The sequence below is a fragment of the Microvirga sp. KLBC 81 genome (genome assembly GCF_003075415.1).
Lineage (GTDB): Bacteria > Pseudomonadota > Alphaproteobacteria > Rhizobiales > Beijerinckiaceae > Microvirga.
In genome coordinates, this window is record NZ_QDAH01000107.1 from 1 (window position 1) to 14,210 (window position 14,210).

12 protein-coding genes and 4 pseudogenes are annotated in these 14,210 nt (G+C 58.6%); 13 read left to right on the forward strand and 3 right to left on the reverse strand.

Annotated elements, in window-relative coordinates; genetic code table 11:
• From DC522_RS29770 to DC522_RS29790, 5 genes are all read left to right on the forward strand, one after another.
• Positions 1–296: TlpA family protein disulfide reductase (locus DC522_RS29770; RefSeq protein WP_371680852.1), on the forward strand; the 296-nt coding region annotated here is incomplete at its 5' end.
• 117 nt (positions 297–413) lie between these two features.
• Positions 414–1,523 (forward strand): amidinotransferase, encoded by a 1,110-nt coding sequence (locus tag DC522_RS29775; protein ID WP_205769841.1) that lies wholly within the window; start codon positions 414–416, stop codon positions 1,521–1,523.
• Positions 1,524–1,641: 118 nt separating this feature from the next.
• A complete protein-coding gene (locus DC522_RS29780; protein WP_116532114.1) occupies positions 1,642–3,126 on the forward strand; it encodes a bifunctional 2-methylcitrate dehydratase/aconitate hydratase in 1,485 nt (494 codons plus the stop codon).
• Positions 3,123–4,250 (forward strand): hypothetical protein, encoded by a 1,128-nt coding sequence (locus DC522_RS29785; protein ID WP_116532115.1) that lies wholly within the window; start codon positions 3,123–3,125, stop codon positions 4,248–4,250. Before DC522_RS29780 ends, DC522_RS29785 begins: the two co-directional genes overlap by 4 nt.
• The gene (locus tag DC522_RS29790) at positions 4,231–5,349 is read left to right on the forward strand and encodes a hypothetical protein (RefSeq protein ID WP_116532116.1); all 1,119 of its coding nucleotides are present in this window, start codon (positions 4,231–4,233) and stop codon (positions 5,347–5,349) included. The genes DC522_RS29785 and DC522_RS29790 overlap by 20 nt, the downstream gene beginning before the upstream one ends.
• A gap of 48 nt (positions 5,350–5,397) precedes the next feature.
• Here DC522_RS29790 and DC522_RS36530 read toward each other — a convergent pair whose 3' ends face one another.
• Positions 5,398–5,712 (reverse strand): integrase core domain-containing protein, encoded by a 315-nt coding sequence (locus DC522_RS36530; RefSeq protein ID WP_116532125.1) that lies wholly within the window; start codon positions 5,710–5,712, stop codon positions 5,398–5,400.
• A 123-nt stretch (positions 5,713–5,835) separates the two neighbouring features.
• Here DC522_RS36530 and DC522_RS29800 point away from each other — a divergent pair, with 123 nt between their 5' ends.
• The 6 genes and pseudogenes from DC522_RS29800 to DC522_RS29825 all read left to right on the forward strand — a co-directional run bounded on the left by DC522_RS29800 (position 5,836) and on the right by DC522_RS29825 (position 10,580).
• Positions 5,836–6,231, forward strand: coding sequence for a transposase (locus DC522_RS29800; protein WP_116532117.1), 396 nt, complete (start codon positions 5,836–5,838; stop codon positions 6,229–6,231).
• Entirely contained in the window at positions 6,228–6,584 is a 357-nt protein-coding gene (tnpB, locus tag DC522_RS29805) for an IS66 family insertion sequence element accessory protein TnpB (RefSeq protein ID WP_116532118.1), read from the forward strand. The genes DC522_RS29800 and tnpB (DC522_RS29805) overlap by 4 nt, the downstream gene beginning before the upstream one ends.
• 58 nt (positions 6,585–6,642) lie before the next feature.
• Positions 6,643–8,175 carry an IS66 family transposase gene (locus DC522_RS29810; protein WP_371680857.1) on the forward strand — a complete coding sequence of 511 codons (1,533 nt, stop codon included), beginning with the start codon at positions 6,643–6,645 and terminating at the stop codon, positions 8,173–8,175.
• Positions 8,176–8,193: 18 nt separating this feature from the next.
• A pseudogene (locus tag DC522_RS29815) lies at positions 8,194–8,523 on the forward strand (transposase); the annotation flags it as partial.
• Complete coding sequence (tnpB, locus tag DC522_RS29820; RefSeq protein ID WP_116532120.1) at positions 8,520–8,867, forward strand: IS66 family insertion sequence element accessory protein TnpB; 348 nt, start codon at positions 8,520–8,522, stop codon at positions 8,865–8,867. The pseudogene DC522_RS29815 and the gene tnpB (DC522_RS29820), both read left to right, overlap by 4 nt.
• 96 nt (positions 8,868–8,963) lie before the next feature.
• Positions 8,964–10,580 carry an IS66 family transposase gene (locus DC522_RS29825; RefSeq protein WP_116532127.1) on the forward strand — a complete coding sequence of 539 codons (1,617 nt, stop codon included), beginning with the start codon at positions 8,964–8,966 and terminating at the stop codon, positions 10,578–10,580.
• A 3-nt stretch (positions 10,581–10,583) separates the two neighbouring features.
• Here the strand turns inward: DC522_RS29825 and DC522_RS29830 are convergent, their stop codons facing one another.
• Positions 10,584–10,814: a DUF6429 family protein gene (locus DC522_RS29830; protein ID WP_116532121.1), complete on the reverse strand. Its 231-nt coding sequence runs from the start codon at positions 10,812–10,814 to the stop codon at positions 10,584–10,586.
• A 171-nt stretch (positions 10,815–10,985) separates the two neighbouring features.
• Here DC522_RS29830 and DC522_RS29835 point away from each other — a divergent pair.
• A pseudogene (locus DC522_RS29835) lies at positions 10,986–11,123 on the forward strand (IS256 family transposase); the annotation flags it as partial.
• Between the two features lie 37 nt (positions 11,124–11,160).
• Here DC522_RS29835 and DC522_RS29840 read toward each other — a convergent pair.
• Positions 11,161–12,368, reverse strand: a pseudogene (locus DC522_RS29840) (IS256 family transposase).
• Positions 12,369–12,427: 59 nt separating this feature from the next.
• Here DC522_RS29840 and DC522_RS29845 point away from each other — a divergent pair.
• A pseudogene (locus tag DC522_RS29845) lies at positions 12,428–13,369 on the forward strand (LLM class flavin-dependent oxidoreductase); the annotation flags it as partial.
• Positions 13,370–14,210 lie beyond the last annotated feature (841 nt).

Genomic DNA, 14,210 nt, shown 5'->3' on the forward strand with positions numbered 1-14,210 from the left:
GGCTAACTTGGTGCTCACCATGTGTAGCGGCAATGCCTCATCTGGTGCAGATGCAAGAGCAATACAAAGACAACGGCTCTTATGGGGAGGTTGCTCAGTATTACTATAAGAGCGGTAACAAGGATCGCGCGATTGAGCTGGTCGAGCTGGCGCTGAAATCGGTCGACCGTCCGGAGCCAATGCAGGACGAACTGAAACAGCACTACGAGCCGCTGTTGCTCCAGGCCCTGCCCAACTACAAGAGTGTGAAGACTTGTTACGGAATTTTTGTTCGGCTCCGAAAACAAGTGTGCTGAAAGTGCCAAAGCGCAGCTGCCGGAGGAGGAAAATGTTCTGCTCAGTCGCATCAGCAAGTTGCAATAGTTCAACTTAAACGCTTCGCTTTGCGAGAAAGCGAGGAAAGGGAGTTAGTGATGAATATCGAAACAATCGGCAGCCTGTCCAGTTCCAATACTGGATGCAGTTCCACACTCAACAATGCGAGATCTTTAGTCAATGTCAATAATGAATGGGATCCGCTCGAAGAGGTTCTTGTAGGAACGGCGATTGGAGCGCAGGTGCCCAAGGGCGACAAAGGTCTCTTTGCGATCCGCTATTCAGAATATGAAAGTATTAATGCGATGCCTACTGGGCCTCGAAGCACCCGCATTATCGAGGAAACTGAAGAGGATCTTGACGCGATTATCCATGCGCTGATCGCGCAAGGCGTCACCGTACGTCGCCCGGCACCAACGGATCATTCGGCCGGGTTCAAAACTCCCGACTGGGAGGCCGACGGGATGTATAATTATTGCCCACACGACATTATGCTCCCAATTGGCAATACTATCGTAGAAACCCCGATGTCGATGAGATTCCGGTTCTTCGAGCCTTTCGCCTATAAAGATCTTCTTATAGAATATATGAAAAGTGGTGCGCGCTGGATTTCGGCACCAAAGCCACAGCTGCTCGACTCCATGTACAATGCGACGGACCCCGAACAATCTGCACTGCTTGAGCATGAGCCGGTGTTTGATGCAGCGAATTGCCTCCGCATTGGGCGAGACATTCTGTATCAGGTCTCGGACACGGGAAATAAACTTGGTGCTGAGTGGTTGCAGAGCACTCTAGGGGATGACTACCGAGTTCACCCGTGCGACGATCTTTACGCTGCGACGCATATCGACACGACCATTTCTCTGTTGCGACCAAGCCTCGTATTGGTGAATCCTAGCCGGATTAGCGAGAGGAACCTACCATCAATTTTCAAAAAATGGGATGTTCTCTACGCACCTGATCCAGTAGATATCGGCTACGCCGAGGTTGCATATGGATCGGCATGGATATTCTCGATGAACTTGCTGATGGTCGACCCCAACCTCGCCATGGTTGATAAGAGCCAGACGCCGCTGATAAATCTCCTTGAAAAGCACAAGATCGACTGCATCCCCCTACAGCTGCGGCATGCGCGAACGCTGAGTGACGGTTTCCATTGCGTAACCCTGGATGTGCGCAGGACTGGCTCTCTGGAAGACTGTAGCTGACGCAACAACCTCTCTAGTGGGCGCTGAATAAGAGCTTCCGCACTGCCGGCGCAAAGCAACCTGTCACACTCCTCGTTATGAACAGCGTCAAATAGAATTTATCCGGAGTTCCATATCAATGGATGCCCAAGCACCTATCCAGCACCGATACGACGATGTTGTCGAGAAAATCGCCGATTACGCACTAAGTGATACTGTCTTTTCTCAGGATGCATACGATCTCGCAGGATACTGTTTGTTGGACACGATCGGGTGCGGGGTACGCTCGCTTCAGTTTCCAGATTGTATCAGATTACTTGGGCCGCAAGTTCCCGGACTCGAAATTAAAATGGGCGCACGCGTCCCAGGAACAAACTATCGGCTTGATCCTGTTACAGCCGCTTTCACAATAGGCGTGATGAACCGGTGGCTAGAATTTAACGATACTTGGCTGGCTGCAGAGTGGGGACATCCTTCCGACAATCTTGGAGCCATTCTCGGCCTCTCTGATTGGCTATCACGGGAAAAGCTGGCTCGTGGCGCGAGTACTATATCAATGCAAGAGGTCTTGGATAGCCTCATACGCGCGTACGAAATACAGGGGGTTCTATGCCTACAAAACGCTTTTAATAGGTTGGGTATCGATCACGTGATTTTTGTCAAAATCGCATCCACGGCAATATCCTGTCGTCTACTCGGCTTAGACAAGGAGCAAACGTTAGCCGCCGTTTCAAACGCATTTATTGATGGACATGCGCTGCGCACTTATCGGCACGCCCCGAATGCTGGCACCCGGAAATCTTGGGCAGCGGGAGATGCGACCAGCAGGGGCGTTAGGCTTGCACTGATTTCTGCCACCGGAGAGATGGGGTATAGGCAAGCTCTAACTACTCCAAAGTGGGGCTTCTATGATGCCATGTTCGGAGGAGCTGAACTTCGTATTCCTTCACCATTTGGTCAAATGGTGATAGAAAATATTCTCTTCAAAGTTCCATATCCCGCAGAGTACCACGCACAGACCGCCGTTGAAGCGGCAATTAAGGCGCATCATATTCTCGGCTCTCTAGGCAGAGCTCAAAGCGAAATCGCATCAGTGGTTGTACTAACACAGCGACCTGCTATCACGATCATTGACAAGAAAGGGCCCCTGAACAATGCTGCCGACCGCGACCACTGCATGCAGTATATGGTAGCCGTCGCCCTTCTTTTCGGGGAATTGAAATCTATCCACTTCGAGGACGCATTCGCAACGGATGGTCGAATTGATTGGCTGAGAACGCGCATCAAGTGCCAGGAAAACCCCGACTTTACAGCAGCTTACTACGATGTAAGCAAACGCTCAATCGGGAATACGCTGCAGATCACGCTGAACGACGGAAGTCAAATTGACGATATCACTATCGAGTACCCCATTGGCCACAAGCATAGACGCCATGAGGCGCTGCCGCTGTTAGTCGAGAAATTTAGGGAGAACACTCAGCATGTGTTTTGCGAAACACGTGTGGAGGAGATGATTTCGACAGTACTCGATGTGCAGGTGCTTGCCCAACTTTCAGTTCCTGCCTTCATGGAGCTGTTCGAAAATTCATCATTCAAACGCCCTGATGCGAGGTTATTTGGATGAGACGCGTTCTCCTCGTAGGTTGCGGATCTGAGATTGGTGTCAATTTGCTTTTACTCAACTGTCCAGAAAGAGACGGTTTCACAATTGACACTGTGATTACAAATTCGCCGGCGGTGGATGCAAGGTATCCTTCGCTGACAGCAATTCATGGAATTTACGCACGTGCGCTCCTCGCCCAACCGGCTCTTGCGGGAGGATGCGAGATCGTCTCAGAGAGCGTTCTTTCATTCTTTGGACGCAAGATAAGTTTCCACTTTTTGAACGCACACTACGACCCCTTCGATGAGCTTGGCCGCTTTGACGCCACGATACTTGCTACATCCAAGCAAGATGCGGAATCAGTTGAACTGAATGCCAAGCTTAGAGATATTTCGGACATGGTGCTCGGTGTGGCAGAATCCGATCGTGCGCCGAGCATCTATCCTTGCTTATTAGGTATTGACAAGACCGCCTTGCCGAGGTCGCCGAACATTGCTTCAGACGGTCTATACTGTATCGGCTCCTGCCAGACTAATGGCATGCACGCCTCGCTGCGCGTTGTAATTTTGGCTATAGCGGGCCTCGGTTTTGATGCGCGTTCAATAGTATCTGTCGAGACTGACATAGTTCATCCAGACACCCCGACCGGCCGTTTGGGTACCAAGTCCTTTGAGGGCCGGCTTCAAGACTGCCGTGACAATCTTCGTCCAAGCTTCTCTCAAATTACAAAAAGTATAAAGAAAGTCATGCCTTGGGCCTCCATGCTCAATACGGTCTCGCTGAGGGCGCCGGTTCATGCGCCTGGGTATCAGATTAATCGGTTTATTGTGCGCGACGACGGCAAACTTACACGGGACAGAATCTTGAAAGCCTGCGAAGCCTCATACACCAAACATCCAAACATCGTGAAAGCGACCGATCTTCCTCTTGGCAGCAAGGCTTATGCGTTTGAGGCTAGGTGCGCCACGATTCTAGCAGACGACAACCATTTGCTCTTGCACCGCCCCGCGTATTTGGCCACGCAGGGGCTTGTCCAGATTACCCTACAGTCCTTTGTAAGCAACACCATCGGCTATTCCGCAAATGTCCTGTCGGCTGTTTCGTATGCCCTTACGGAGAAGAGCAATGCAGAGTGTTTTCCCTAAGCACACGGGCAAGCCTTGGAGTGCCCCAAATTACTACCCTACCGCCGGGATCGATTTGCCCCTTGTGGCGCAGACCGGGCCATCTAAGATGGCAGATGGAAGTTGCAAAAGAACTGTGGTCAAGCGCTCAGCCCATGACGTCGAAATCTTGCCGTCAGGGATTGTGGTGAAAATTGCTCGAGAGCCTCTCAATAATGCTAAATTAATTCGAGAAATGCGCGCGATAGATGCGCTCCACACGAAATTCCCAGACAGTATTGTGCCGATTTTAAGCCGTGGAGAAATTCTCGGTCGCAGATACTACATGATGGAGAGGCAGCAAGGTCGTTCTTTGTCAGAGATCGTTTTCTCGCAGGACGTCTCTCTCGTCGAAAAGTGCTCCACAGTTGAACAGGCGTTGCAGTTTGTAGTCGATCTCGTTACCCGCGAACGATCGCATCTTACAGTTTCCGCGTTACGGTACCAAGACATTTTGAAGCGAGAATCAGACGAGATTCGCGCGCAGGTCAGAGGAGATATGCTTCTTCGAACGCGGTTCGTTATCGAAGAGACGGAGATGGCGTATACTATAGGTGAACTGTTGAACTATTACTTAGTTACAGTCAGCGATATACCGGTCAAGCAAGCTCCCGTAAGCCATCAGAACTACCATTTTGGCAACATCATACAATTGGACAATGGCCGGGGATTTCGACTAATAGATCCTGATACTTCTCTTCCTGCTATTGATCCGCTGTTCGGTTTGGCACGATTTGCGTTCTCTTACTGGCACGAGCTCGCTACGGAGCATTCAACACTGGTCCAACGGACGGCGACGCAGGACAGCCTTATCCTCAGCTTGCCGAACAGATGCTACAGGCAACTGGTTTCTGCGGTTCCAGAATTGATGCAAACACGGGTATTCGAGAATTTGTTTTCGCCATATGATATATGCTTGTTTCACGCCTTGCTATTCTATTGTTTCATCAGAAGTGTACGTATCAATTGGGAAGATTCCACACTTTCCGATAGATTCTCGGACCACGATGTTACGGCGCAAGAAATTATATCTGCTGGTTGTTTGACGTTTTTCGGAAGCGTCGGGTTGAGCAGCCTTTGAGATTTTGCCCAATGCACCGAAGTAAACGTCGCTAGCTGTGAGTTCTGATCAGGTTGCTCCGGCGAGAGCCTGAGCCGGTGTTCGTCGGCCGAGACTACCATGCGGGCGCTGCCGATTGTACCAGGCGAGCCACCGCGACAGGTCGGCGGCTCGGGCCTGCGATGAACTGAACGGGATCGCATAGGCCCATTCCCGCAGAAGCGTCTGGATGAAGCGCTCGTACGCATCCGCCGAAGACCGCGGAATCTTCGGTCGTGGCGTGGTGGGGGGGTAAGCACTTGGTGTGCGCCCTCTTGTGAGAGCGCTGTTTGCGCGTGACGTTCTGACCTTAAGGCTAGCTTTAAGGTCAGTAGGTCGATGCAGATCGAGGTTCTCGGCACAGAGCGCCGGCGCCGCTGGAGCGTAAGCGGTGTTCTAACCCCACCTTACGTTTGCATGTGTGAGGGGCGAGACTGACGATCTCTGATTTGGGATCGTTTTGTGTCGATGCTTGACCATATGCTTGAGCCGCCGCGGCCCGTGCGGCGTCTGGAAGTGATCACCGGAGCCGGCGGACGCCGGCGCTGGTCAGCTAATGAGAAGACGCGGATCCTGGAGGAAGCGATGGCGCCGGGCGCGGTGGTGTCCGAAGTGGCCCGCCGCAACGGCATGTCGCCCCAGCACCTGTTCACCTGGCGTCGTCAGGCCAAGCGCGAGGCTGACAATCATCCGCTGGCCTTTACCCCAGTTGTTGTCAGCCCTGACACGCCGCAGTCCACCCCGGCTGCCTGTCGTGAAGCCGTGATCGAGATTGCCGTGGAGGGCGCCGTCATTCGCGTCCCACGCGGGGTCGATGGAGCAACATTGGCCGTCGTCCTGCAAACGCTCAAGAGCCTGCGATGATCGGACCGACCGGTACTGTCCGCGTTCTGGTGGCGACCAAGCCCGTCGACTTCCGCAAAGGAGCCGAGGGGCTCGCTGCGCTCGTGCGCGAGACCATGGGGGCGGATCCATTCTCCGGGGCCGTTTACGTGTTCCGGGCCAAGCGCACGGATCGGATCAAACTCATCTTCTGGGATGGCACGGGTGTTTGTCTGATGGCCAAGAGGTTGGAGGATGGCGAGTTCCGCTGGCCCAAGATCCAGGACGGCGCCCTTCACCTGTCGGCAGCGCAGCTCTCGGCTCTGCTCGAAGGTTTGGAGTGGCGCCGCGTGCATGAGGCGCGCCAGACCACAGTGCCCTCGGCAGCAAGTTGATCGAGACCTCGCGTCAAACCCCTCGCGTCACGGCGCGAAGCATGATTCACTGCGCTTCGTGACCACCGCAACGCCTGCTTTGCCCAACGATCCCGACTTGTTCAAGGCGATGCTCTTGGCCGAGCGGGCCGAGAGCGAGCGGCTGCGCCAGATCATCAAGGAACTGCAGCGTCATCGCTTCGGCCGCCGGGCCGAGACCCTGCCCGAAGATCAGCTGCTGCTCGCACTCGAAGAGGTCGAGCAGGTCGAAGCCGCTGAGCATGCGCACAGCGAGATGGAACGGCCGGACCGGCGTGCGACTCGCGCGGCGCATCGGCGCCGCAACCGCGGCTCCCTGCCGGCGCACCTGCCGCGGATCGAGAGCGTCGTGGAGATCGACGATCTATCCTGCCCCTGCTGTTCTGGTCCCCTGCACCGGATCGGCGAGGATGTCTCTGAACGGCTCGATATCGTGCCGGCGCAGTTCCGGGTTCTGGTGACGCGTCGGCCCAAATACGCCTGCCGCCGCTGTGAGGATGTGGTCGTGCAAGCGCCGGCTCCGGCACGCCTGATCGAGGGTGGACTGCCCACCGAAGCCACCGTAGCGCACGTGCTTGTTGGGAAGTACGCCGATCATCTTCCTCTCTACCGACAGGCTCAGATTTACGCCCGCCAGGGCATCAACCTGGATCGCTCGACCCTGGCTGATTGGGTCGGCCGCGCCGCCTTTCTGCTGCGGCCCGTGCAGGAGCGTTTGTTCGCGAAGCTCAAAACCTCCGGCAAGCTCTTTGCCGACGAGACCACCGCACCCGTGCTGGACCCCGGCCGCGGGCGAACCAAAACGGGTCAGCTGTTTGCTTATGCGCGGGATGATCGCCCCTGGGGCGGCACCGACCCGCCCGGCGTCGTCTACATGTATGCGCCGGATCGCAAAGCCGAGCGGCCGATTGCGCATCTTTCGGGCTTTGCGGGCGTGCTGCAGGTGGACGGCTATGGCGGCTACAAGGTGCTGGCCGGACGCAGCCAGGTGACGCTCGCGTTTTGCTGGGCCCATGTACGCCGACGCTTTTACGAACTGGCCGCGGCCGGTCCGGCGCCGATTGCGAGCGAGGCGCTCACGCGCATCGCCGAGTTGTACACCATCGAGAGCAAGATCCGCGGATGCACCCCTGAGGAGCGTCGCGCGATCCGACAGGAGTGCAGCCGGCCGGTACTTGATGAGCTTGAGCCGTGGCTGCGATCCAGGCTCGCGCTCATCAGCCAGAAGTCGAAACTGGCCGAGGCGATCCGCTATGCGCTCTCGCGTTGGGAGGGGCTGACGCGGTTTGTCGATGACGGTCGAGTTGAGATCGACTCCAATGTGGTCGAGCGCTCGATGCGACCCATTGCCCTCAGTCGCAAGAATGCTTTGTTCGCCGGGTCCGATGGTGGCGCGGAGCATTGGGCGGTGATCGCGTCGCTGACCGAGACCTGCAAGCTGATTGGCGTCGAGCCCTATGGCTATCTGGCCGATGTGATCACCCGCATTGTCCAGGGGCATCCCAACAGCCGCCTCGATGAGTTGCTGCCGTGGGCCTATTCCGCCGCGCAAGATCTCAGGGCCGTGGCCTGAAGACACCGCTTACGCTGGAGCTTTCAGGACAAACTCCAGATCGTGGAAGAGACACTGCAACCAGCCGTGACGGTGACTGAAGTTGCCCGCCGCCATGGGCTTGCGCCGAGCGTCGTCTTCACCTGGCGCCGTCTGGCCCGCGAAGGGCGACTTGGCGACGCCGGTCCTGTCTTCATGCCGGTCGAGATCACGCCCGTCCTCGCACAGACCCCACCGGCAGCATCCCCACCGCGGCGCACCGGTGTGATCGAGATCGTCCTGGGTCGCGGGCGACGTATTCGCGTGGATCGCGAAGTCGATGCCGAGGCGCTGCGGCGGGTCTTGCAGGTGGTGGAGAGCCTGCCATGATCCCGGTCCCCACCGGTGTGCGCGTGTGGCTGGCCACCGGGCACACCGACATGCGAAAGGGCTTCGGCGGCCTGTCCCTGCTCGTGCAGGAGACGCTCAAGCGTGATCCACATTCCGGCAACCTGTTTGTCTTCCGTGGACGCAGAGGCGATCTGATCAAGGTGCTCTGGTACGACAGACAGGGCTTGTGCTTGTTCTCCAAGCGGATCGATCGGGGTCGTTTTCTGTGGCCCTCGCCGGCAGATGGCACCGTGTCGATTTCCACTGCGCAGTTGGGCTATCTGCTCGAGGGTATCGACTGGCGCAATCCCCAGCAAACCTGGCGCCCGACCGCGGCCGGATGAGCAACCAAGCCGTGCAAAGCAACGCTGTCGTGGCAGACTCGAAGCGTGGCAAATCACTCCGATCCGCTTCCCGCCAGTCTCGCTGACGCTCACGCGATGATCCGCGCCGAGCGCGCCGCACGTCTGGCGGCGGAAGCCCGCGCGGGCGATCTGGAGATCGCTCGGGCTGCGTTGGAGGTGGCCCGGCTTGAGGCCACGCAAGCGCACGCCGCCCGCTATGCCCTGGAGCTGGAGATCGAGCGGCTGAAGCTGCAGATCGCCAAGTTGCGCCGCCAGCACTTTGGCACTTCATCGGAGCGCAGTACCCGTCTCGAGCAGCTCTTGCTGGCCCTGGAGGATTTGGAGGAGAGCGCCGCCCACTTGGACGCCGAGGCCGAGGCCAGGGATGCCGCCGCGGCGCCGGAGGCACCCAAGTGGACGGTCGAGGAATTGGAGCGGACCAAGCCCGCCCGCAGGGCCTTGCCCGGGCACCTGCCGCGCCGGCGCATGGTCATTCCCGGCCCGACCGCCTGCGCCTGCTGCGGTGGCGGCTTGCGCAAGCTCGGAGAGGTGGTGACCGAGACCCTGGAGCGCATCCCGGCACGTTGGGTCGTGGTGCAAACCGTGCGCGAGAAGTTCAGCTGTGCGGCGTGCGAGACGATCACCGAGATGCCCGCACCCTTCTATGCCATTCCGCGCGGCCGCGCCGGCCCGCATCTTTGGGCCGAGATTACGGTCGGCAAGTTCGGGCTGCATCTGCCGCTGACGCGCCAGAGCACAGTGTTTGCCCAGGAGGGCGTCGATCTGGATGTCTCGACCCTGTGCGACTGGATCGGTGCGGTCGCGGTTGCAACCCAGCCGTTGAGCGCGCTGATCGCTGGCCATGTGATGAAGGCTGAGCGGCTGCATGCCGACGACACACCGGTGCCGGTGCTGGCCAAGGGCCAGACCAAGACCGGCCGGCTCTGGACGGTGGTGCGCGATGATCGGCCCTTTGGCGGCAGCGATCCGCCGGCTGCCATCTACTATTACTCTGCGGATCGCAAGGGTGAGCATCCGCAGTCTTTTCTGAAGAGCTACAGCGGGATTCTGCAGGCGGATGCCTATTCCGGCTTCCGGCAGCTGTATGAACCAGGGCGCGTGACCGGGGCGGCGAGCGAGGCGGCGTGCTGGGCGCATGCCCGGCGGAAGTTCTTCGAACTGGCTGAGTTGAAGAAAGGGCCGATCGCGATCGAGGCAGTCAAGCGCATGGACGCCCTGTTTGCGATCGAGCGCGCGATCAACGGCCGACCGCCTGACGAGCGACGCTCTGTCCGTGCGGCTCAGTCGAAACCTCTTGTTGATGATCTCGAGAGTTGGTTGCGGGTTCAGCGTGGACGGCTGTCGCCCAAGAGCGAGACGGCCAAAGCTATCGCCTACATGCTGCGGCGCTGGCCTTCGTTCGCGCTCTTACTTGAGGACGGGCGGGTCTGCCTATCGAACAATGCGGCCGAGCGGGCGATCCGCGGGATTGCGGTCGGGCGCCGGAACTGGACGTTTGCCGGCTCGGATGTCGGCGGGCATCGGGCGGCGGCACTGTACACGCTGATCGAGACCTGCAAGCTCAATGAGGTCGACCCGCGCGCCTGGCTGGCGGACGTGCTGGCGCGGTTGCCGGAGCATCCAGCCAAACGCCTCGACGAGCTGCTGCCCTGGAACTGGAAAGCACCGCGCCACCAGCAGGCCGCAGCCTGAGGCTCAGGGCTTTCGCGTGAACAAGGTCTTGAAGAGCTCTTCGGCCTTCTGCAGTCCCTCGTCGGTGAGCACGACGGATTTGGCCTTGTTGGCCGGATCGGCGATGAGGCCCTTCCGGTAGAGCCGATCGGTCACGGCCCAATCAAAGCTCTTCCAGGCCCGGCATCCATCGTGCAGCGTCAGCCACATCAGGGCGAGAACCGCCTCGTCGATCTTGTCGTGATCGATCTCCATGCGCCCACTTTACCACGCCGCAGTCGATAATTCCGCGGTCCTCGGCGGATGCATACTGGGGGGTAGCGTCCCGAGACGTGGTGTAGGAGCAGGCCACCGATGAGGTGGTCATCGCCAATCTTCGGTTAGAGTTCGGGTTACGACACCTGACCCTTCAACCTGGAGATGACGATGACCGAGGAGAGAATGGCCCTGATCGAGCTGATCGAAAAGGGGGCCGATGCCGATCTCATCCGCGCCATGCTAGCCTTTGCGGCCGAGCGCCTGATGAACCTGGAAGTCGAGGCCCTCACCGGTGCTCCCGCCGGCGGGGACCGTCGGAATTTCCGTGTAAGGGCCGGGTTCATCATCCCAGCCTGAAGCGGCCTTCGAAGAGAATGGCGAATTGCGCTTTGGCCATTCCCCACTCCCGTGGCGGCATCTTCCACTCTTTCTGCGCCTGCCTCAAGACCAGAAACAATAGCTTGATCGCACTCTCATCCGTGGGAAAGTGCCCTCTGGCTTGGACAGCCCGGCGCAATTTGGCATTCAGCGCCTCAATGGCGTTGGTCGTGTACATGAGCCGGCGCACCTCCTCCGGAAAGGCGAAGAACGGGATCACCGCTGTCCAGCTCCGCCGCCACGCGGCTGTGATCGCCTCGTACTGGCGGCCCCAAACCGACTGCGCAAACGCCTCCAGGGCGGTCTGGCCGGCCTCGGCATCCTTGGCCCGGTAGATCTCCTTCAAGGCCGCTGCGACAGCTCTCCGGTCTTTGTAGGACCCGAAGGCCAGCGAGGTACGGATCAGATGAACGATGCAGGTCTGGACCTGGGCTTCGGGGAACACCGCCGTGATCGCCTCGGGAAAGCCCTTCAGGCCATCAACGACTGCAATCAGCACATCCTCGACCCCGCGGGTCTTGAGTTCGTTCATCACCCGCAGCCAGCTCCCTCGCGCTGCTCGACCCATAAGCCGAGGATCTCCTTGGCGCCATCGGGCCGCACGCCGAGCGCCAGGTAGACGGCCTTGTTGCGCACCATGCCCTCATCGCGCACCTTCACCCGGATGGCGTCGCAGAAGACCAGCGGGTCGAGCGCCTCCAGAGGGCGGTTCTGCCACTCGGTGATCTCCTCCAGGACCGCATCGGTGACGGCACTGACCAGATCCGGCGAGACCTCAATCCCGTAGAGATCGCGCAGATGGCCTTGGATCTCGCGCACGCTCATGCCGCGGGCGTACATCGACACGATCTTCTCATCGAAACCGGGAAAGCGCCGTTGGTATTTGGCAATCAGCTGCGGATCGAAGGTCGCCAGGCGATCGCGCGGGATCTCCAGGTCGATCTTGCCGGTGTCGGTGAGCACACTCTTGCGGTCATAGCCATTGCGGGTGTTGCCAGCCTCGCTCTCCTGATCGAGATGGTGATCCATCTCAGCATTCAGCGCCCGCTCGGCCAAAGCCTTCTTCAGCTCGTCGAGCAGTCCATCCTTGGCAAACGCGGATTTGGCGTCAGCACCGGCCAGCAGCTGATCGAGCAGGTGGTCGGGAATCCGGGGTTCCTTGCGGCGTGCCATCCGATGTCTCCTTCTAGATCATCGTACGGCCCCACACGAAATTCCTGATCGTCCCACCTCTCGTGGAGGAGATCGTCCTCGCCGACCAGGTCGGGCTTGATGTGTTCGGCCTCGGTGAGCACCATCGGCCCGACTATGCAGTTTCAGCACCCGCTGTAGCATTAGTAGCCGCAGCGACCCAGACGAAGCACATTCGCCTGACGAGCGCCGTGACGGTGCTGAGCTCCGACGACCCAATCCGCGTGTTTCAGCAGTTCGCCACCCTCGACAATCTCACCCAAGGACACGCCGAGATCATGGCCAGCCGTGGCTCCTTCATCGAGTCCTTTCCGCTCTTCGGCTACGAACTTGATGACTACGACACGATCTTTGCCGAGAAGCTGCAACTCCTGATGCAGCTCAACGAAAGCGAGCGCGTCAGCTGGCCAGGCGGGCAGCACACATCGCGGATCGCGGCGTTTACCCACGGCCTTATCAGGAGAAGCTGCCGCTCTGGATCGCGGTGGGCGGAACACCCCAGTGCATTGCTCGTGCGGGGGTGCTCAATCTGCCGCTGGCTCTCGCCATCATCGGAGGCGAACCGGCGCGTTTCGCCCCCTCTTCGACCTCTACCGACAGGCAGCCCAACGGGCAGGCCACGATCCGGCAGCCCTGAAAACATCGATCAACGCGCACGGCTTTGTCGCCAGCACTGCGCAAGATGCCGCCGACACCTTCTATGCCCCGCAAGCGGAGGTGATGAACCGGATTGGGCGGGAGCGCGGCTGGCCTTCAACACGCCGCGCGCAGTTCGACGCTGCACGGGGCAACGCGGCGCGCTCTTGGTCGGAAGCCCTGCGGAGGTGACGGACAAAATTCTGGCGGCGCATGAGATCTTCCGGTTCGACCGCTTCTTGATCCAGATGGCTATCGGCGTGATGGACCATGCCAAGCTCATGTGGGCGATCGAAATCCTCGGAACGAGGGTGGCGCCGGAGGTGCGAAAGGCACTCCGATCATAGTGACAAGCCGCATGAGCAGCTCTGTGGGAACCGGCAAGAGGCGGCATGGGAGGTGTGGACGGCATGCACTTCTAAGTCCAACCGCCAAATGGGTGCTGCCACCTATTGTAGCGGTTGTGGATGGTGATGGCCGGACCATAATACGGCGCCACATCGTTGCAGCGGCAGCCGGCCCTGAGCACGTGCAGAATGCCAGCGGAGCGGATCCAAGCCGAACTGGGCCGTTTGTAGAACGCGGTGGAGCACTACCTGAAAACGGCTTTGACCTCAAACTGGGGAGCCAACAGGTCCACGCCTGCACGTGCATGCCTCAGAGGATCGGCGGCGACTGGAAGCAAAGCTGTTGCTCTGGACGTGGAACCAACACCGGCAGCGCTGTTTATTGAGGTGGAAGTGCATTTTCGGTCGTCCTCGGTCTCAATCGAGAAAGCACATTACCTCTCTGGGTGTAACGACGAACGATGTCTTCATCAGGCGCTTGGACTGTGCGGGTGCGCAGATATAGTCAGAAATGCTCAGCTCTCGCAAGAATTGCGTTGCTCTTCTTCGCCTCATTGGGACTGTTCGGGAACGACGCTGGCGCCGAAAGCAGAGACAACTCGTACATGCGAGATCAAAGGATCGGGTCACCGAAGAGCAGGCCAAAGATATCGAACGGCGGTTGGAGGAGCATGAAGCTCCCATTGATACTAGGCCGGTCCCCAATTTCGACCGTACGTCCGGAGCAGGCCAGGGCACATTTCCGCTTCCTGACTCCTTTGTTCGTCGAGATGGTCTAATCACAAATGACAAATTCTGCCTGAGCCGCTTTGGACAGCTTAAGCTGAACTGGTGGCGATTG

Excerpts from the sequence above, each read along its gene's own strand:
- DC522_RS29775 (WP_205769841.1), top strand. The coding sequence starts at position 414 with ATGAATATCGAAACAATCGGCAGCCTGTCCAGTTCCAATACTGGATGC.
- DC522_RS29780 (WP_116532114.1), top strand. The coding sequence starts at position 1,642 with ATGGATGCCCAAGCACCTATCCAGCACCGATACGACGATGTTGTCGAG.
- DC522_RS29785 (WP_116532115.1), top strand. The coding sequence starts at position 3,123 with ATGAGACGCGTTCTCCTCGTAGGTTGCGGATCTGAGATTGGTGTCAAT.
- DC522_RS29790 (WP_116532116.1), top strand. The coding sequence starts at position 4,231 with ATGCAGAGTGTTTTCCCTAAGCACACGGGCAAGCCTTGGAGTGCCCCA.
- DC522_RS29800 (WP_116532117.1), top strand. The coding sequence starts at position 5,836 with ATGCTTGACCATATGCTTGAGCCGCCGCGGCCCGTGCGGCGTCTGGAA.
- tnpB (WP_116532118.1), top strand. The coding sequence starts at position 6,228 with ATGATCGGACCGACCGGTACTGTCCGCGTTCTGGTGGCGACCAAGCCC.
- tnpB (WP_116532120.1), top strand. The coding sequence starts at position 8,520 with ATGATCCCGGTCCCCACCGGTGTGCGCGTGTGGCTGGCCACCGGGCAC.
- DC522_RS29825 (WP_116532127.1), top strand. The coding sequence starts at position 8,964 with ATGATCCGCGCCGAGCGCGCCGCACGTCTGGCGGCGGAAGCCCGCGCG.
- DC522_RS29830 (WP_116532121.1), bottom strand. The coding sequence starts at position 10,814 with ATGGAGATCGATCACGACAAGATCGACGAGGCGGTTCTCGCCCTGATG.